The organism is Bacteroides oleiciplenus YIT 12058 (assembly GCF_000315485.1).
In the GTDB taxonomy this organism is placed as follows: Bacteria; Bacteroidota; Bacteroidia; order Bacteroidales; family Bacteroidaceae; genus Bacteroides; species Bacteroides oleiciplenus.
Window position 1 is genome coordinate 220,240 of the sequence record NZ_JH992941.1, and the last position, 19,763, is coordinate 240,002.

Genomic DNA, 19,763 nt, shown 5'->3' on the forward strand with positions numbered 1-19,763 from the left:
CTTTCATATTAAACTAAATTTATACTATTTATCTAATCAATTATCTCTAATTTCCGAAGTATACACGCACCTTTCCATAAAAAGCCCGGCCGGCCCGCTGAAGGCTGAAGTTATCATACAGCTTCTCGTCCGTGAAGTTGCGGCACTCAAATGACAGATTGTAACGCCCGTTCTGAAGACTGTAGGAAAAAGCCAGATTGTGAGAGAACTGGCTGGGCACTACATAGTCTCCTTTATTCGAACCGATGTTGGATGAATAATAGGTAAAGCTATGCAGGTACTGGTTATCGTAAGACACCGTCAGCGTATTGCCCTTCTTCCATAAGTTGCGCCAGTAGAATGTCACGTCCGAGTCGGCGAACATATAGGGCAGGTTCGGCATACGTTCTTTATAAGCAAGGTTCGCCGCACTACTGGAAATGGAGGTTTTCATATTGTCACGCACGTTCATCTTCGTAAAGTTTCCACCAATACTCAGCCATCTTCCGAAGCCATAACGGGCGGAGATGTTATATCCTTTTGTCAGCACCTTGCCATAGTTGATGTAAGTGGCTGCCGATTTGCCTCCGCTCAGGTCCGCAATGTTACGTTGGATATAATCTTTCGTATTTCGATATATCAGCCCACCTTCCACATATAGGGAATGTATCCCAAAGGTCCTATTGTAGCTGAGGTTGAGGTTTACGTTGTCACTGCTTTCCGGTTCGATGCCAATGTCTCCCATTTCCAGGTCTTCGTCGCCGAACATCTCTTCGATAGTAGGCAGGCGATAGGCTTTTTCGTAAGAGAGTTTCACTTGCAAGCCGGGTAATATGAAATAGGTACCTGCTGCACCATAGCCAAAAGAACTGACGTCGCGGGTTGTACGCACATATTCACTCTGATTGGTGTTTGTGGCAATCGGCCCTGCCACAAACTGGTGATAGTATTTGCCGAATACAGAGAAGTTCCAATCTTCGGACGGCATCAGGCGATAGGACAAGCCAGAAATATTCTTGCGGGTTTCCTTATCAATGGCTTCTGTTTGCGCCTCCTTGGCAAGCAATGAAGTGTTGGAACGGGTAAAAGCATTCAGCACATGGTTGAAGGTCAACATCTGCACTTTATCAATACGGTAGTTAATGGTCAGTGTACCATTCCAGTTATCATTATCCGCCCGTGAATACTGATACGATTGTTCGCCGGGCGAGTTCAGGCGGGCTTTTTCTCCATACCAATTGTATTTATAGGATGCGGTATCCACATTGGTAGTCTCATTCTTATTATAGTTAGCGGTCAGCGCTACATCCAAACCTTTAGTAAACAAGTCACGCTTGTAATACTCCATTGATGGCATCAGCGAATGACCTTTGCGATGCTTTTGTCCGTACACAATTTCTTGGCGTACACCCGTCTGTATATCCTTATACATGTTCGAATAGGTGAAACCGAACATCAACCGGTCTGCCCATGACTTATCCACTACACCCAGCTTTCCAATGACAGCTTCGTTATGGTACGTATCGTTAAAACGCTTCACGCGTACTTTTTTATCCTTATCGATTCTTCCCGTTTCGAAATCTTCCACCGGAGCCTCTATGTGATAATCATTATCCGAATAGTTCTGGAAAGCATTAATCTCATACGTAAAGCCATTCTTGAAGGTTTGTCCGAAGTTGACATACGACTTATGCGTATTGAATGAGCCATAAGAGTAGGACGCATCCAGGAACCAGCGACGACGCTTCTTGTTAGTGACAATGTTAATGACCCCACCAATAGCATCCGTACCGAATCCTACAGGTACCACACCTTTATATATCTCAATCCGGTCAGCAAAGTTCACGGGGATATTGTTCAGTCCGAACGAGCTTCCCACACCTTCCTGCGGAACACCGTCAATAAACACTTTCACATGCTTTCCACTGAATCCATCCAGCATGAGTTGCATATCGGAGCCTACACCACCCGACTCACGGAGTTTCATACCCGGCGCCTTAGTCAGGGCATCGCTCAGGTTCTTCGTAGTGTTCTGCAATTCTTTTGTATCGACTGCCACCGCATTGAAGGCTGAGCGCTTCAAGCGGGTTACTCCTGTTGATACAATGGTCACTTCATCCAGCTGCTGTGTCTCCGGAGTAATCGTAAGATTCTGTTTCGCTCTTTCTCCTGCCACCAACTTCACTTGTTTCTCTACCGTCTTATAGCCAACAGCTGAAACAACCAGTGTATAGTCACCTGCCGGAGCCTTTATATGATAAATACCTTCCTGATTGGTGGTACCTCCATAGTTGGTTCCTTTAAGGTAAACAGTCGCGAAATCAACAATTTCTTTCTCGGTAGACAGTATCTTGCCGGAAATCATTGCTCTGCCTTGTGAATACATTGCTAATGAGGAAAATAACAAGACAAGAAGGAAGGAGAGTTTTTTTATATTTGCTTTCAATTTACAAAGAATTTTATGCCGTTAATAAATCGCTGCAAAGGTCTCTATAAACGGAAAGCAAAACAATCGCTATATGCAGGTAAATAATTTAGAAGGATATTCGATAGTGTAATACGCCGCAATCGCTATTTATAGGTATATTGAATTTCTGAGAAACGTTTTTCATAGTTCTTTATAAAAAAGAGGCGGCACACTCATAATGAGTGTCCGCCTCTTTTATTCACTAACCTACAATCTTATTAACCCTAAATATTAATAGCAAGGATGTTGTTGTCCGGCAAGACCGGGATTGACATCAATGATGCTCGTCGTATTGAATGGCAGGATTTCTACCATATTCTTCTTCATACCGTAGAACATTCCCGTACTTCCTACAATCCATGTATTTTCGGATGCAAATCCTTCTACATCTTCTACAGAAAGACCGCCTCTCTGCTTCACGCTATGACAACCAAACATATTCAAAATAGTATAATCCACTTCAGTCACACTCTTACCTGCCGGCACAGAGCTCTCAGTGAAATACACATTTCCTTCTTTATCTTCATAAAACTTCACATCCAAAAATCCTTTGGTAGAAGAGTTCAAGACATTTAAGGCATCCACATCATCTTGTTTAAGCCCCAAAGAAGCAATGTCTTCCGCACTCATCGAAATATAAGAAAGCGAAATTGTAGGATCTTCAAAAGCAGGTTTAGCTGTGAGTTTATAAGCACGATACACATCTACATCGGCATATTGACCTTCGCGCTTAGCCAGTTGAATCAATTTGTCTTTCTCTGCTGTCAGATGATCAACCAATATTCCCCAACGAGCCAGGTCACTTTTGCGCAAACCTTCATTAGATAATTCCAGTTTACGTTCCAGAATAATGGCTTCCTTGAAGGCAGCATAGCTCTCCGGAATAGAACCAATTTTTGAAGCATCTTTATGGAATGCACGCAAGCGAACCGATTTCAATGCGTCAATAGCTTCGGCAGTGGGACCGTTGTTCAACTCATTCAAAGCCTCAGCATACATCAGCAATACGTCCGAGTAGCGCAACAGAGGGAAATTGATATCACGCTTACTATCTGATGAACCTCTCACTTTCTTCCAGTTAATGCGATACTTACCCACACCATTGCCTATGTAGGTATTCATCTGATAAGCATCTTCTTTCGTGCTGAGCACAAGACCGTAATTGCAGACAGAAACATCACGACGCTGATCGCCATCATTAAATTCAAAGTAGAGAGTCGGCATAGCTACCATCTGGCATCCGCCCTTTCCGAGGGTAGTGCTTGTACCATTCGTAGGAATACCATTGGTATAACCGGTACGCACGTCCGGACCGTTGGTGCTGTACCAGCCATATTCCAACATAGTTTCCTCATTGTATTGCTGCATGCTCAGGTCGCGGAAGATCTGATCGTACTCATCCAACAATTTATTTTCATTCTGAGTGATTACCGCTTTACAAGCATTGGCTGCAATCTGATACAATTCTTTAATACGATTGGCATCACTGCGTTGAGCAATAGCCACCGTAGATTTATCGTAAGGCACTGTATTCAGGTCCCAACGTAAAGAATAACCAGCAGCATACAGTGCTACACGAGCCAATATGCCATAAGCCGCATTCTTGGTGAAGCGCTCAGGGGTAGCTACCATCCCTTCGCTCTTCCAGGGGAGCAGTTCCGTAGCCCGTTGCAAATCAGAGATGCAATGATCCCATATCGTATCACGACTGACACGTGAGGAAGAGAAAGTAGTCAAATCGGCCGTCGGTACTGCAGAATAAGGTACATCACCATAGAAACGTACAATATTCCAATAAGCATAGGCTCTGACAGCCAAAGATTCACCCAACAGTGCATCTATTTTCTTTTGCTCACTATCAGAAGAAGCACTCATGGAAGGCAAATTCTTTATACATACGTTGGCATATTCAATAGCCTTATACATAGTGGTATAAGTAGAATTCAGCATCGTTGAGGTAGCCAGATAATCATAATTGGCCACATTATATTTAGAATTGCTTTCAGTAGAACTGGCTTCATCCGTACCCATCAGTAATTGATACCCGAGTTCTTGTGTGTGCAGTGAAGCATAAGCTCCAACCACTGCCATTTCCGCTCTATTGATTGTTTCAAACACGGACGAACTATCAGCTTTTGATTCGGAAGGCATGTCCAACCAGTCTTCACATGACGTGAAAGCCAGCAACATGGCTGAAATCCCTATAATACTAATTATCTTTTTCATATTCGTTATTCAATTTTAGAAAGTTAAGTTTACGCCCAGTACCCAGCTTTTAGAGCGAGGATAGGATGAGTTATCAATACCCGGAGTCAGCGCACTGCTGGTAGCCGAAACTTCCGGGTCATAACCGGAATATCCAGTAAATGTATGAATGTTGTTCAGCGTGCAGTAAACACGTGCATTGCTGATCTTAGCTTTCTGTACCAACTTCTTCGGCAAAGTGTAGCCCAGTGTAATCGTATTCAGACGCAAGTAAGAACCATCTTCAATATAATAACTACTATAATCACTGATGGCAGTCTTATTATTGGAAGATATATTCCACATGGCTGAACCACCATATTGTCCGGGGTTCAATTCCGCCAGACGTGCCAGATCCTTGCTCTCCTTACCGGTTGAAGGATCAATCAGCGTAAAGCGGTTCTTCATCTTATCCAAAGTATTCTGGTTGGCCAGATACGGGCCGATGAAACGCTGTGTACTCATATTGAAGACATCATTACCTACTACGAAATTAAAGAAAAGGGTCAGGTCGAAACCTTTATAGGTAAAGGTATTACTCATACCACCGGTAAACTTAGGTTGTGCATTGCCAATAACCGTTTTATCATTGGTAGACCAAATCGGATTGCCGTCATCATCAACATCTCCGGCAGTAGGTTTGTATTTTGCATCACCCGGCTTAACGCTTTTACGGTTGAAACCTTTCAATGAAGGAACACCGTCTTTCAAAGCATACGTACCATCCGCATTCTGTGTAAAATCATCCGTAGTATAAACACCATCATAAATCAGTCCGTAGAATTGTCCCAATGGTTTTCCCACTTCTACTTTAAAGCCCATACGTGATGAATAATCCTGTATGAAGTTGTTGCTTTCACCTTCACCATAGATATCCAATACTTTTGAACGATTGAAAGCAATATTGAAATCGGTTGTCCAAGTAAAGTCTTTAGTACGAATATTTACAGTATTCAAAACGATTTCCAGACCACGGTTACGAATAGAACCTAAATTTTGATACTGATCCACATATCCGGTTGAAGTTGGAATCTTATTCTTAATCAATAGGTTGGATGACTCATTGTTATACCAGTCTAACGACAGGTTTACGCGGCTGTTCAATATAGATAGATCCAAACCGACATTAGCTGTAGTTGTTTTCTCCCATTTCAAGTCAGGGTTACCCAGCGTAGTGCCCGGAACATACGTAATGAAATCAGTGCCATTGTAGCCATAGTGACCGGAACCGTAGTCGGTAGCATACATATTATTGTCGATATTGTTATTACCGGAAGTACCATAACCTACACGCAACTTCAGATTCTGCAAGAAATTCAAATCTTCCATGAAGGCTTCTTCCGAAATACGCCATGCAGCAGAAGCTGACGGAAAATATCCCCACTGATTGCCCCGGGCAAACTTAGAAGAACCGTCAGCACGCAATGTACCGGTAAACAAATAACGCTCATTGAAATTGTAAGAAAGACGACCGAATACGGAAACTAATCCTAACCTTTCTTTGTTAGATTTCCAAGTATCGGGAGTACCCATACTCACATCATTCAAACCGAAATTACCATCAGAAAATTTACGATATTCATTATCCAACTTCATTGATTCCGCATAATAAGTTTCCTGACCCAACAACACATTAAAACGGTGCTTATCAGTCAGTTTAAAAGCGTAACTCAGCGTATTCGTAATCTGCCATGAGAATTTCTCACTGTTATTACGGTATCCATAGCCATAAGGGCTCTGATTGGTTGAAGCCGTTTTGGTTCTACCATCGTCCCAATAATCCTGACGAACTTGTTGCCACAGGTAACTGCCCGAAGTACGGAATGTGAGATCTTTCAAAATATCAATCTCCAATCCGGCATTAACAGTCACCATCCGCGTATATTTTTCATTGGATACAGCAGCATTATTTATAATCGGGTTGTTAGCATCGTAATTATCGCCACCATACATTTCAGAGAAAAGGTCGGCCAAGTCTGAACCTATCAACTGTTCATTAGTCCATTTTTCACCACCTGTAACCGGCTGCAAAATAGTTTGCTTCAATTTGCCGCCCAATGAACCGCCACCATCTACTTTTGTCATTTGCATGCTTGAAGAGAAGTCAAAACGGACACCTTTCCACAACTCATGGTTAATCTTCGCACGGATACTATTCTTCTGATAACCGAATTTATCCATTATGCCATCTTCACCCGTATAATTGTAGCTTAACATATACTTAGTCTTATCGCTACCACCGCTGATGTTTATATTATGATTTTGCGTAATACCAGTATCGCCAAATACTAAATCTTGCCAATCGATGCCAGCGCGATTTCCATATTCTTGTGCAATACGACTGTAAGCACCTGTGTAGAAGTCAGCCGAGTTAATATCACCACCGAATAAACTAGCCCAATTATCTTGGTCACCACGCAAGGATTGAAACTCATACTGATACTTCACATAATCCTCAACACCCAGTAAATCTAATTTCTTACCCAAACGGTCGAAACTTACAAAACCATTATAAGAAACTTCAGTCTTACCGGACTTACCGGATTTAGTGGTAATAAGAATTACGCCATTAGAGCCACGAGCTCCATAAATAGCTGTTGCAGAAGCATCTTTCATGACATCAATACTCTCAATATCATTGATGTCTACATTCTGCAAACCATTCTCCATTTGGAAACCATCCACAATATACAAAGGTTCAGTACCTTGCGTAATAGAAGTACCACCACGCACTGTAATTTGGATATCAGCCCCCGGAGCACCACTCTGCTGGATTACTTGCACACCAGCAGCTTTACCAGCCAAAGCCTGAGCAGCTGTGGTTACAGGAGCCATTGCCAGTTCTTTATTACCTACGGATACAGAAGATCCCGTCAAATCTTTACGTTTTACTTTCGCATAGCCAATAGCAACCACTTCTTCCAACATCACAGAAGACTCTTTCAACGTAATGTCGAAATGAGTTTTACTACCAATCGACACCGTCTGATTATCATAACCAATAAAGGACACTACCAGTTCTTTGGCAGAAGCTGGCACAGAGAGTTTAAAGTTACCATCCATATCGGTAATCGTACCGATAGAATTATCACCTTTCACAGTTACAGAAGCACCGATTACTACGTCGATCGCATCACGGACCGTACCGGAAATCGTCTTGTTCTGAGCAAAGACACTTAGAGGAAAGCTCATTAATAAAAGCATTAATAAGCACAGATTTTTGTGTAAGATTCTCATAGATTATTAATATAATTGATTAATAAATAAATCCAAGTTTAACAAAACAAGCATCCGTTATCGAACACAGAGCTTGCGCGGACAAAATTATTAATTCAACTAGACGTAGAAGATGTGACTTTTGACTGAAATACTTTTCTTTTTGACTTTCTTCATAAAGTCAAAAGCATTTTCAACCCAAAATTAACAGATTCACAAGGGTTTACTAATTAATTTGATTTTAAACTACACGTTTTGATTTTACAATAACTCCTCTTCTTCTACATTCGTTTCGCGCCCAAAAGACCTATATTCCAATGGAGTAAAGCCGGTACGTTTCTTGAAAAGAGAGAAAAAATGTTCGGTAGATTTATAATCGAGCATAAAAGAGATTTCTTTGACGGATTGAGAAGTTCCCACCAGCAATTGCTTAGCCTTACGCAGTTTTAATTCCTGGAAATATTTAGCAGGCGCATATCCTGTATAATCCTTGAAAACCTTGCGAAACCATGAATAACTAATATTCAGTTTCATGGCAAGTTCTTCCGGGTCAACATCCTTAAATACATTCTCATTCATGATGATTTTCGCCTGTTCAATCTTTTGGTCTACATCGCCTACTTCAAAAATCTTATTCTTAGAAATAGAAAGAATCATTCCTATCATGTGCAAAACAATGCCTGAAAGATACTGTTGGGAAGAAATCTTATCTGCCTCAGCTATTTCCAAAGCACGAGAAAAAAGCGTGACTAGTTCCTCATTCAAACCAACTTCCAAGACCTGATTATCTTTAGAGAGGAAACCACCTCGCAACATATCATCAATGACCGGACCTTCAAATCCAATATAATATTCATTCCATCCTGTCTGCTGATAAGGATGATATGTATGCCATTGCCCTGGGAAGAGCACCATGAGACGTCCTTTGCAAACTTGTTTTTCAGGGGTAGTCTCAGATGTAAATAATCCTCGTCCTTTAGTAATATAAACCAATTGGTACTCACGCAAGACGCGCCCTTTCTGAGCATTGAAGAAATAGCCGGAAGGATGGTCCTTCAAAGGATAAGGAGAGTTCGGCTGTATAGACTGAAATCCTACAGTATTTACCCACAGACCAAATTTCTGGTCCATATCATTCACGATCAAATACTTGAACTCAACTCCTAAATCATTATAATTCTTAGTCATAATACGTGTTTTGCATGATAGACTCAGGCAAAAATAGGAATTATTTGTGAATAAAAAAGCGTCCGTTCCGGGTTAATTGTAAAATACCCCGAAACGGACCCATAAATATTATTAAAGAAAAGAAATACTATTTCTTCACAACAATCTTATCATATTGTTGCTCAGCCTTGATTTCCGTATACTTTGGAGCATCAATCATTTCGACAAGTGCACGGAGCACAGGACCTTCCCCCATAGGATCGTTCTCCTGAGTAGGACGATTATAATAGTATACTACGGAAGGCATAATACCGGTTCCCACACAAATAGAAGTTACATCTCCATTATCAGAAATCTTTTTCATCATACCTTTTAGACCTTGCTCAGCCACATAGATGAAATCAGGATGCAGCCAGCCCTCCTTTACACCACGAGCAATACCGAATACAAACATTGCCGTACCTGTGATTTCTTCATAAGAATCTTCTTTATCAAGAAGTTGATGCCAAAGTCCGTTCTTACCCTGATAACGGGCTACCCCACTGGCTTGCTGACGGAAGTTCTCGATAACTGCTCCACGCATCGGATGATCTTTCGGCATCATGCTGAGCAAATCAGCCTGCGCCATGAACACCCAACCGTTGGCACGACTCCAATGAGCTACTCCATGTTCCTTATTATCCGTATGATAACAGTGATAATAAATCTGTTTCTCAGGACACCAGAGATAACGAGTATAATTCAGTACCTGATTGGCGGCATCATTGAAATACTTTTCATCACCAGTCATTTTTCCCATACGGGCTAGAAAAGAAATAGCCATAAAGGCATCATCTGCCCAAATAGTATTGACATGAGGCCAGATACGAGCAATAGTACCATCAACCAAACGAGGCTCACCATAATTCAGATGTTCAGCAGTTTCATTGATGTAACTCAAAAAAGCATCGTTAGGGTGCTTCATCTGCAATTCTATCAGACTGGCTCCCATCGGACCGTTATCATCTAAACGCTTGCTGCGGAAAATCATGTGCCAGCTCAGTTTGCGGATAGCATTCCAACCACCTTGCCTGAAGGCTTCGTCATACTGTTTGCGGAAGAATTCCAGATTGCCTTCGTTGAACACAAAGTTCATGTTCTTCAAGACATATTTATCATACTTTTTGTCGCCAAGCTTCTCACCCAGTTCCATTAAGCCAATATTTGTTACTCCGTTGGTATAATGCCAGTTATTATACTTACATGCCACCTTCACATCCATATCAAGAGGTAACTTCTTGACGGACTTATATGTTTCGCCAGTCTTCGTATTCTTGAACTCGTACGTGGTGCTGGCCAGAATGCGGTCTGCAATCTTTACGGCAGCTTCTCTTGCCGTCATTTGAGTTTGGGCGGTAAGGGTTGCCGCTGCCAACAGCAGGGCGAGGGAAAAGAATGTTCGCTTCATCATCTATTTTCTAAATACTAGTAAAATCATTTAGGCAGGTTGAACGCACGAGTCATCTCCTGCATTTGTTCCAGACTCATGCCATCAGGTTCAAAACCCATATTCTTAGCAGCAATATAAATCAGAGCAGACTTATTCAATACATCCACTTGGTCAAAAGCCGACATGACATCCACATCTACAGCAAAGACTCCATGCTTTTCCCACATAGCTACATCATAGTCTTCAAGTTGCTCAATGGTAGCCTCTGCCAGCTTCACAGAACTTGGCAATTCGTAAGGGATGATACCCAAACCACGCGGACAGAAAGCCTTCGTTTCAGGAATCATACTCCAGAGTAAATTAGTAGCCACGTCTTTCTCAAGGAACTTCTTGCAATGAGTCATAGCAATCAGTTCGATAGGATGAGTATGCAAGGAAGCCTTGTAAGGGGAGCCTTTCTCTATCAAGCGATTGTGCACACTGAGGTGGGCAGGCAACTCGGAGGTAGGCATCACTGGATGATCTGCAATGATGACATAGCTGGCGCAGTCGTCCTGAATACGGATGACAGAACCATGATCCATCGGCCAACGGGCCAAATCGCGCATACGTTTATTAGTACCTTTGCAATAGAAGTAACAACCTTTCAAATAAGGAAGAGTAGCGCCTATTTGTTTTACTTCGCTGATGGCAGGCAATGCCTTTATTTCATCGTCCACAAACTCAGTGATGTTCAGGGTGATGTTACCGCCATTACGTTCAGCCCACCCTTTTTGCCAGAGATATCCGGCTACTTCTGCCACTTGATTGACTGCACAAGTCAATGCCGGGCGATTTTCGAGAATTGATTTCATATATAATATAATTTAATTACAAGCTATTATGCCTGTGCCATAGCTACCACGATGATAGAAGATATCAGTGCTACCAAACCAAGCACAAGCACTGTGATTGTAGTATTGCTAACCCCTTTCCACTCTTTCAGCAAAATGCCCCAAACATTACTGAACGTAACATTCAACGACATCAGAATGCTCCAGGAAAAAGCCAACAGTACAGGACTATCTGTCAGAAAGCTCTTGCCCATCTCAAGACCGAAGAATTGTGAATACCACAATACACCAGCAAGAGCACAAAACAACAGGTTATTTGTCAATACCGAACCTTTCACAGAAAGATATTCTTTACCTGTCTTATTCTTTATATTCTGCCAAATGCAGTAAACAGCATTTGTGAGAAAACCACCGAGAGTCACCAGGAAGATAACGGGCAGTCCAGCATACAGAGCCTCTACTCCACCATCAAGTGCAGCCTGCTTAATCGGTGTTCCAGCATCCAATCCGAGAGCAAAACAAGCACTCATCACACCTGCCAGCAGAGCCACGAGCAAACCTTTGGTCAATGCGAAATCTTTAACAGCTGCACGTTTTTCTTCTTCCGTCATATTCTTGGAGCGAAGACTACCCGCATATCCGATAATAGCAATACCCGCCAACGTGATACACACGCCGATGAGCAACATCAGCCCCTCACCATGCAGTAAGTCTTTTCCGGCAAACAAAGCCGGGAAGAGTGTTCCGAAACCCGCGCATGTGCCGAGAGCGATACTCTGTCCGAGTGCCACACCCAGATAGCGCATACTCAACCCGAAAGTTAGTCCGCCCACGCCCCACAGAACGCCGTAGACCATAGCAGGTAAAGCCCCACCTGCACCCCAAAGTTCCAGTAAGGAACTTCCTGCCGGAATGGCAAGCAGTGCACCCAACAATGGAAATATCAACCAGGCAAAGATACCCTGCACCAACCAAAAACTTTCCCACGACCAGTTTTTCACCTTGTTGATAGGTACATACGAACTACTCTGTCCAAAGCTTCCGATAGCTATAATCAACAATCCTATCAGTGTATTCATGATAATAACGTTTAGTGATTAATGATGAGTGTTTAGCACAAGAAAACGCACAAAGATACCGTTTTCCCGCTAAACACTTACCACTAACCGTTAATCACTTAGTTACGTTTTGAAGTAACGTCCGTTTCGTATTTCTGTATCTCAGCGATAAACTCTTCACCTACAGGTACACCATTTTTCAGGCAGAACATATCCCAAACGGCATTCCAAGGCAGAGATTTACCTTCTTCGAGCAGGGCAAGACGTTCGAACAACTGGTCGTTTGCTTCATATTTGCGCAATGTATCCAGCGGCTCCAGCAGGGCTTGCAGCACACACTTCTGAGTGGCACGGCTGCCAATCACATAAGCACCGATACGGTTAATAGAAGCATCAAAATAGTCCAGACCGATATGTACACGATCAAGAGCATTGCAACGTACGATTTCTTTGCAGAGATCCATTGTTTCATCGTTCATAATCGTTACGTGATCAGAATCCCAACGCACCGGACGGCTCACGTGCAACATGATTTCAGGAATAAACAACAGCAGTGAAGACAACTTGTCGGCAACACTTTCCGTCGGATGGAAGTGACCGGTATCCAACGTAACAATCTTGTTGCGGCTTACACCATAACCGATATAAAAATCATTAGAACCTACTGTATAGCTCTCCAGACCGATACCGAATACTTTAGACTCAACGCAATCTTTCATATTCTTATATTCTACTTCGAAGATACGATCGAGAGAATCCTTCAATAAGTCGCGATACAACATACGGTTCACGGTAATATCCTTGCTACCGTCATGCACCCACAAGTTCATAATACAAGGATCACCCTGACGACGTCCCATCTCTTCGGCAATGGCACGGCAACGCTTGGTGTGTTCTACCCAGAAATCGCGGATACCCTTATCCGGGTTTGAGAGAGAGAGGTTACCACTCTTCGGATGAGAGAAAGAAGTAGAGTTAAAGTCCAGCTTCATATTATTTTCGGTTGCCCACTGCATCCAGCTTTCAAAATGAGCCGGTTCCACCTGGTCGCGGTCAACGAACTTACCACCGAAATCACCATAGATTTCATGCAAGTTCAGGCGATGGGTTCCAGGAATATAGCTGGCTGCTTTCAACACATCTTGTCTCAGTTCTTCCATATTGCGAGCTTTGCCAGGATAGTTTCCCGTAGCCTGGATACCTCCGGTTAACGCACCCTGTGCTTCAAATCCGGCTACATCATCTGCCTGCCAGCAGTGCAGGGAGAGGGAAATCTTTTGCAAAGCGTCCATTGCTTTTTCTACATCTACGCCAATAGCTGCGTAACGTTCTTTTGCCACTTCATAGGCTTTCTGGATTAATTCTTCTTTCATGATGGTACTAAATTTAAATATAAAATATAAATTATTAATTATAAATTATTAATTACGAGGCGAGACAGGGGGCTATGCCAACTGCAAAAATTGCTGATAGGCATTATTCCATACTTTCACGTCTTCCGGCTTGAAGGTTTTCAATGGTATAGAGCGATTGATGAGCTGACGCATGGAAACGACATCGCTTGCCGTGCCTGCCGCCAGGGCTTGTATCATTACATTGCCGATGGCTGTCGCTTCCGACGGTCCGGCAACCACAGGTACGCCCACTGCATTGGCAGTCCATTGATTCAACAGATCATTGCGACTTCCACCACCAATGACGTGCAGCACTTCCACCGGACGAGGAGAAAGAACGCGAAGATTCTCTAACACCTGACGGTAGCGCAGTGCCAGACTTTCAAAGATGCAACGTACCACTTGACCACGAGTTTCCGGTACCGGTTGACTATGGTCAGCACAATAGGTACGGATGGCTTGCTCCATGTTCGCAGGATTATTAAACAAAGCATCATCCGGATTTATCAAACTACGGAATGGTTCGCACATCTGTGCCTCGGCAATCAATTCGGGATAAGAGATTTCCTCCCAGCTGCAACGGCAACGTTCCAGCAGCCACATTCCACAAATATTCTTCAATAAGCGAATCGTTCCGTCTATTCCTCCTTCGTTGGTGAAGTTCAACGCTTCGGTTTCCTCATTGATGACCGGTGCATCTGTCTCTACTCCCATCAGCGACCATGTGCCGCTACTCAGATAAGCAAAGTTACGGTCCAAAGCAGGTACAGCGGCAACGGCCGAAGCGGTATCATGTCCGGCAACAGCAATCACTGGTATAGCACCCAGTCCGGTAATGTTTTGCATTTCTTTGGTCAGTACACCCACTTTCTCACCCGGATACACGAAACGGCCAAAATTATCTTCTGTCAGTCCGAGTGCTGCGAGTAAAGCAGGTTCCAAACGGCGCGTTTCAGCATTCACCAGTTGCGCAGTGCTGGCAATGGTATATTCCGTCACCATCTCACCCGTCAGCAGATAGCTGAGTGCATCCGGCATAAAAAGCAACTTATCAGCAGCAGCCAGTGCACTGTCATTATTACGACGCAATGTATCTAATTGGAAAAGTGAATTAAAATTCATGACCTGAATGCCTGTCCATTCATAAACCTGTTTACGGGGAATACGGGCGAAGAATGCCTCAGGGGCTCCCATTGTATGAGGATCGCGATAGGAATAGGGCTGGCGAAGCAATCCTCCGTCTTTGCCCACACATACGAAATCCACCCCCCAGGTATCAATTCCAATAGAAGTTATCTGTACATCCTCCATGCGGGCAGCCAGTTTCAAGCCTTCCACAATATGACGGTACAACTCATAAATATCCCAGTAGTAATGTCCTCCGACTTCAATCAGATGATTAGGGAAACGGTTCACATCCTGCAATTCCAACCCTTGCGAAGTGAATGTTCCTAAGATAGTACGACCGCTGGTAGCTCCCAAATCGACCGCAAAAAAGCAATGTTTCATGATATTAAATAGATTTTTGACGATACAAAAATAGGGGATTGCTCCCCTATACTCTATATCAGTTTTGACTGAAAAGATATTGTTTCTGACAGATTTCAAAAATATTGAATCATTTCACATTCTCACAATCACGAGTCACAATCTTCTCACCTTCTTCATGACGGATATTCACATTCTCCATTACAATATTTTTGCTATATACAAATTCCGCTCCCAGCTTCGAGGAGATATCCACATTCTTCAATGTAATGCCGTCAATTGGCATTTCCGGAATGCCATTGAAGAATAAAGCACGACGGGCACCGGCACAAACCAGATTCTCAACATGGATATTTCGGAAACAAGGCGTCGTTTCGTCCACCGGCATCGGTTCTACCTTGGCAGGCACCACTTCGCCGCTTTCCAGTACCTCAACTGCCGACTTTCCTCCATAATAAAGATTGAATGTTATCGGCTCTGTCGGAATATCTATCATAGAGATATTGCGTATCCAGATATTCTCTACTACTCCGCCGCGCCCGCGTTTGCTCTTGAAACGCAAACCTACATCTGTACCGAGGAACTGGCAATTGCTGACAGATACATTACGCACACCACCGCTCATTTCACTGCCTACCACAAAACCTCCGTGTCCTTTAAACACCGTGCAGCCATCAACCACCACATTCTCACAAACCCGGCCACGGATACGACCATCCTCATCCTTACCACTCTTCAGGCAAATGCCGTCATCACCCACATCAAAGGTAGAGTTCACTATCAGCGTATTCTTACAAGATTCCAGATCCAGTCCATCACCATTCTGTGCATAACTCGGATTGCGTACCTGTACTTCTTCTATCAATACATTCTCGCACATCAACGGATGCAGATTCCATGCCGGTGAATTCTGAAAGATAACACCTTGCAACCATACATTTTTGCACTCTATCAGGCTCACCATCACCGGACGGAGGAAATGGCGGACGCTTTGCCATTCTTCTTCACTTTTCAGATTCTGAGGTACATTCATATTACTGATGGTATCCCCTTTCAGTGTCTGTGGATAAGGGAACCAGTAAGTAGGACGTTTATAAACCCCACCGCGGGCAATGGTCTGTTTCCAGACACTTTCTGTCACTTTCTCCCGCTTCAGAGGACGCCAATAATGTCCGTTACCGTCGATAGCGCCTTCACCGGTAATTGCCACATTCTCCAAATTACGCCCTGAAACAGGCGACTGGCAACGACGGGTATCCAATCCTTCAAAAACAGTTTCTACCAACGGGTATAAATCCACATTTGGCGAAAAGAGAATGATAGCACCTTTTTCCAGATGTAAGTCTATGTTACTTTTCAACACGATAGGTCCGGTAAACCAGACTCCGGCAGGAACAATCAAATGTCCGCCACCCTTTTCAGCCAGTGCATCAATAGCTTTGGCAAAGGCTTCGGTACAGAGTTCCTCACCATTACCCACCGCACCGAAGTCAGCAAGATTCACTTTACGGTCGGGAAACTTCGGCGCTTCCACTCGTGGCATGTCAAAAGGCAGGTCACGATATATAGCTTCATACTTATATGTTGAAGATTGGCAGGCACTGAGCACCCATAAACAAATGGCCACAGCCATATACAATTGTTTCGTCATTCTTATGTTATTTTTAATCAGTAGCAATAGTTGGCTCATTTCTGTACGAGGATTTTCACTTTAAAGCTTCCATTGGAATAAGACTCACAGGGCCCAGCAAACCACTTGGAACAGGCTCCCACTTTCCATAATTATCTTTTTTATAATGGATATTCACAATATTGGCATCTTTATAGATACGCCAAGGAACATTATTACGATCCATATCAGCAATACGATTAGCAGGCAGATTGGTGACTTCCACTTCAAGGGTATTCGATCCTGCACGAAGATACTCACCTATCAGGCAACGATAAGGCACAGCAAAAAGCGTAACCACCTCCTGACCGTTGATACGGACACGGGCACTTTCACGAACATCGCCGAGATCCAACATCCACTCTTCAGCTTCAGCAGGGTTCTTCACAGTAAACGTAGTGGTGTAGCAAGCGGCACCCATTGTATTCTTCACACCTTCGGCGGCAAGTTCCGTCCAAGAGCCAAGAGATACACTATCCGGAGTGGCACCTACTGCCGGAGTGGATTCAACAAAGCGGAAAGCCCACTGACCTTCAATAGTAACGGAAAGCGGACTCTCCTCTGTTGCAGGTTTCCAATATCCATATTCCGGCGCAACGACATCCTGATTATCGAATGTCTTCAATATCACAGATTCACCGGATGCCAGTTGCAGGAACACTTCTGTCTTATCATTATTCTGACGCAAACGCGCTTTGCCTGATGTACCATTCATTGGATTATAAAGCATCGCAGAACGTGCCTGCACTGCCAATGAAACCCAACCTTCAGTATCTTCCGCTTTCAGAGCGGAAATGAAATAATGATGTCCTTCAGAATGTGAACGACGAATACTGCTTAAGCCGAAAGTTGTTTTCATGTCTTCAGGCACAGCGGCAGTAGCAGCCAGTGTGCGAGCATAGTCTGTCCCGAAAATCACATTTCCTTTTCCTTCACGCTCCTTTATTTGTGCAAGAGCTTTATTAAACTCCGCACGGCGTCCGGACAAAGAAGTAAGTCCCGGCACATCTTCCGGATATTGTTCCAGAAAAACAATCATAGCACCTTCATCCGCCAGACGAAGCAATTTTTCCAACACATCAGCAGGCATCAGGCGGGCACCGGGAACTACCAGAGCTTTATAGGAAACACCACCGGAAGTCAAAATCTTGCCATTCTGGCACATAGCGTTACGAATGAAATTATCAGAGATGTAATCCATATCATAGCCTGCACCATAGATGCGGTGCACCGCTTCGATAAAACGCGGCGCACGTTGTGCCATCTTATGGATGTCAAACAGTAACAAACGCCCATCCTGTTCATCCCACATGTCATACACAGGCAGATATACCAAAAAATCGTTGTCCGGTTGCCCCATTTGCAGAAAACTCTGGCAACGGGTGATATAATCGAAGAACGCAGGTGCATCCCGCCAGATATTGTTCGTAGGGCTCATATCAATGGAAGCATAGAACTTCCATCCCGGCCATGCAGCCTCAACAGGAGAATAAGTAGTACCGTGGAAATAGGTATGGTTTACGCCCGAAATGAACATCAAGTCTATATCAGGCTTGCATTGCGAAAGCGAAGTGCGGAAATGCTCCGTCAACCATGTAAAGGTTTCCGAAGTAGTGAAAGGTTTCCCGGCTATGTGCGCTGCCGAAGAAGCATACTTCAACATGGAAAGATCCGAATCATTGGGACGCGTCAAGGAATCTTTACGCAATCCACGGATACCGAAATCGGATAATCCAAAGCCTTCGCATTCCGGTACGTCAACCGTTGCATAAAGATCTATCAGATTACCAGGAGAGCCATGAGCCTGGTTGCGGGTACGCGAACCATGTTTATGAGCCCAATCCGTCCATTGGCGGGTGAAGTTCTCCTGAAGCAATTCGGCAAGAGTTTCCCGGTAATCGGAAATGAGACGGCGAGTAGTCTCCGTACGTTCTTGTGAAAGGAACTCAGGAAAATATTCTTCTAATTTGTAGCCGCGGCGACGAGCGAATTGCTCTAATAAGTCGTCCGTCCAGTCGGCACCATATACTTCGTAAGAATCATTAAAGAAATTATGGGGATATCCGGTAGGAATTCCGGCAGAACCATCAGCCATCTGTCCGGCAAAAGCGCGTTCAAAACGGCCCAGATAGTTAGAGACAGCGTTTGCTGAGAAATGATTCATCACATACCCTTCTCCACCGGGGGCAGAACGCTTCACTTTCTGAAATGTTTTTCCGACAAAGGCAGCAATCAGTCGCCACTCTCCTTTGGGAGCCTTCCAGTTTAGTTTTCCATCTGTAATCTTTGAAGTCAGATCATAGCAACGCTCCCCATTGAAAGCCATCAGTCGGCACAGTTTCGCATAAGGACGCTGTTTTTCGTCCGTGACTTCTATTTTTGTTTTCAGGCGTTCGCCGCCTTTCAATGTGTATTCTTCAATCAACAACTTGCAAGCAGCATCTTTTATACTCACTTCCGGACCACCAAAAGGCCATCCAGTGCCTGTATTCATATCTATTTTCATGCCCAGACGTGCAGCCTCGCTTTCTGTATGGCGCAACATCTGCATCCACTGCGGGGAGAGAAACTGGATATCATTCGCATCATTTCCCTGCACTCCATAGATAGGAGTAATCTCCATCGTCCCCATTCCGGCTTTCGAATACGCTTCCAGATTATGAGTCAGATTCGCAGCATCCACCGCACTCCCCATCCACCACCAACGGGCGGCCGGTTTAGCCTCAGTAGTTACTTCGGGCCACGAAACACTTTGTGCGGAAAGAGTACCGGCACAAAAAGAAGCAAAAAGCATTACCAATAAATTCTTTTTCATGACA

Annotated in this window: 11 protein-coding genes; all 11 read right to left on the bottom strand. The window is 43.8% G+C overall.

Going from position 1 to position 19,763, the window contains the following annotated elements; all coding sequences use genetic code 11:
• Positions 1 to 46: 46 nt before the first annotated feature.
• The 11 genes from HMPREF9447_RS09115 to HMPREF9447_RS09165 all read right to left on the bottom strand — a co-directional run bounded on the left by HMPREF9447_RS09115 (position 47) and on the right by HMPREF9447_RS09165 (position 19,759).
• Positions 47 to 2,365 (bottom strand): TonB-dependent receptor, encoded by a 2,319-nt coding sequence (locus tag HMPREF9447_RS09115; RefSeq protein ID WP_244267617.1) that lies wholly within the window; start codon positions 2,363 to 2,365, stop codon positions 47 to 49.
• Positions 2,366 to 2,677: 312 nt separating this feature from the next.
• Complete coding sequence (locus tag HMPREF9447_RS09120; protein WP_009129425.1) at positions 2,678 to 4,672, bottom strand: RagB/SusD family nutrient uptake outer membrane protein; 1,995 nt, start codon at positions 4,670 to 4,672, stop codon at positions 2,678 to 2,680.
• 15 nt (positions 4,673 to 4,687) lie between these two features.
• Positions 4,688 to 7,882: a SusC/RagA family TonB-linked outer membrane protein gene (locus tag HMPREF9447_RS09125; protein ID WP_009129426.1), complete on the bottom strand. Its 3,195-nt coding sequence runs from the start codon at positions 7,880 to 7,882 to the stop codon at positions 4,688 to 4,690.
• Between the two features lie 285 nt (positions 7,883 to 8,167).
• Positions 8,168 to 9,094: an AraC family transcriptional regulator gene (locus HMPREF9447_RS09130; RefSeq protein ID WP_009129427.1), complete on the bottom strand. Its 927-nt coding sequence runs from the start codon at positions 9,092 to 9,094 to the stop codon at positions 8,168 to 8,170.
• Positions 9,095 to 9,221: 127 nt separating this feature from the next.
• Positions 9,222 to 10,520 (bottom strand): glycoside hydrolase family 88/105 protein, encoded by a 1,299-nt coding sequence (locus HMPREF9447_RS09135; protein WP_009129428.1) that lies wholly within the window; start codon positions 10,518 to 10,520, stop codon positions 9,222 to 9,224.
• A gap of 26 nt (positions 10,521 to 10,546) precedes the next feature.
• Positions 10,547 to 11,356, bottom strand: a complete 810-nt coding sequence (rhaD, locus tag HMPREF9447_RS09140; RefSeq protein ID WP_009129429.1) for a rhamnulose-1-phosphate aldolase — start codon at positions 11,354 to 11,356, stop codon at positions 10,547 to 10,549.
• A 26-nt stretch (positions 11,357 to 11,382) separates the two neighbouring features.
• Positions 11,383 to 12,414, bottom strand: a complete 1,032-nt coding sequence (gene rhaT, locus HMPREF9447_RS09145) for an L-rhamnose/proton symporter RhaT (protein ID WP_009129430.1) — start codon at positions 12,412 to 12,414, stop codon at positions 11,383 to 11,385.
• 98 nt (positions 12,415 to 12,512) lie between these two features.
• Positions 12,513 to 13,766 (bottom strand): L-rhamnose isomerase, encoded by a 1,254-nt coding sequence (locus tag HMPREF9447_RS09150; protein WP_009129431.1) that lies wholly within the window; start codon positions 13,764 to 13,766, stop codon positions 12,513 to 12,515.
• A gap of 72 nt (positions 13,767 to 13,838) precedes the next feature.
• On the bottom strand, positions 13,839 to 15,296 hold the full coding sequence (locus HMPREF9447_RS09155) for a rhamnulokinase (RefSeq protein WP_009129432.1): 1,458 nt from the start codon (positions 15,294 to 15,296) through the stop codon (positions 13,839 to 13,841).
• Positions 15,297 to 15,405: 109 nt separating this feature from the next.
• Positions 15,406 to 16,926, bottom strand: a complete 1,521-nt coding sequence (locus tag HMPREF9447_RS09160; protein WP_009129433.1) for a glycoside hydrolase family 28 protein — start codon at positions 16,924 to 16,926, stop codon at positions 15,406 to 15,408.
• A gap of 55 nt (positions 16,927 to 16,981) precedes the next feature.
• On the bottom strand, positions 16,982 to 19,759 hold the full coding sequence (locus tag HMPREF9447_RS09165) for an alpha-L-rhamnosidase (RefSeq protein WP_085938316.1): 2,778 nt from the start codon (positions 19,757 to 19,759) through the stop codon (positions 16,982 to 16,984).
• Positions 19,760 to 19,763: the final 4 nt, after the last annotated feature.

Coding starts and splice junctions, on each gene's coding strand:
- rhaD (WP_009129429.1), bottom strand. CDS start 11,356: ATGAAATCAATTCTCGAAAATCGCCCGGCATTGACTTGTGCAGTCAAT.
- HMPREF9447_RS09120 (WP_009129425.1), bottom strand. CDS start 4,672: ATGAAAAAGATAATTAGTATTATAGGGATTTCAGCCATGTTGCTGGCT.
- rhaT (WP_009129430.1), bottom strand. CDS start 12,414: ATGAATACACTGATAGGATTGTTGATTATAGCTATCGGAAGCTTTGGA.
- HMPREF9447_RS09130 (WP_009129427.1), bottom strand. CDS start 9,094: ATGACTAAGAATTATAATGATTTAGGAGTTGAGTTCAAGTATTTGATC.
- HMPREF9447_RS09160 (WP_009129433.1), bottom strand. CDS start 16,926: ATGACGAAACAATTGTATATGGCTGTGGCCATTTGTTTATGGGTGCTC.
- HMPREF9447_RS09115 (WP_244267617.1), bottom strand. CDS start 2,365: ATGTATTCACAAGGCAGAGCAATGATTTCCGGCAAGATACTGTCTACC.
- HMPREF9447_RS09165 (WP_085938316.1), bottom strand. CDS start 19,759: ATGAAAAAGAATTTATTGGTAATGCTTTTTGCTTCTTTTTGTGCCGGT.
- HMPREF9447_RS09155 (WP_009129432.1), bottom strand. CDS start 15,296: ATGAAACATTGCTTTTTTGCGGTCGATTTGGGAGCTACCAGCGGTCGT.
- HMPREF9447_RS09125 (WP_009129426.1), bottom strand. CDS start 7,882: ATGAGCTTTCCTCTAAGTGTCTTTGCTCAGAACAAGACGATTTCCGGT.
- HMPREF9447_RS09150 (WP_009129431.1), bottom strand. CDS start 13,766: ATGAAAGAAGAATTAATCCAGAAAGCCTATGAAGTGGCAAAAGAACGT.
- HMPREF9447_RS09135 (WP_009129428.1), bottom strand. CDS start 10,520: ATGAAGCGAACATTCTTTTCCCTCGCCCTGCTGTTGGCAGCGGCAACC.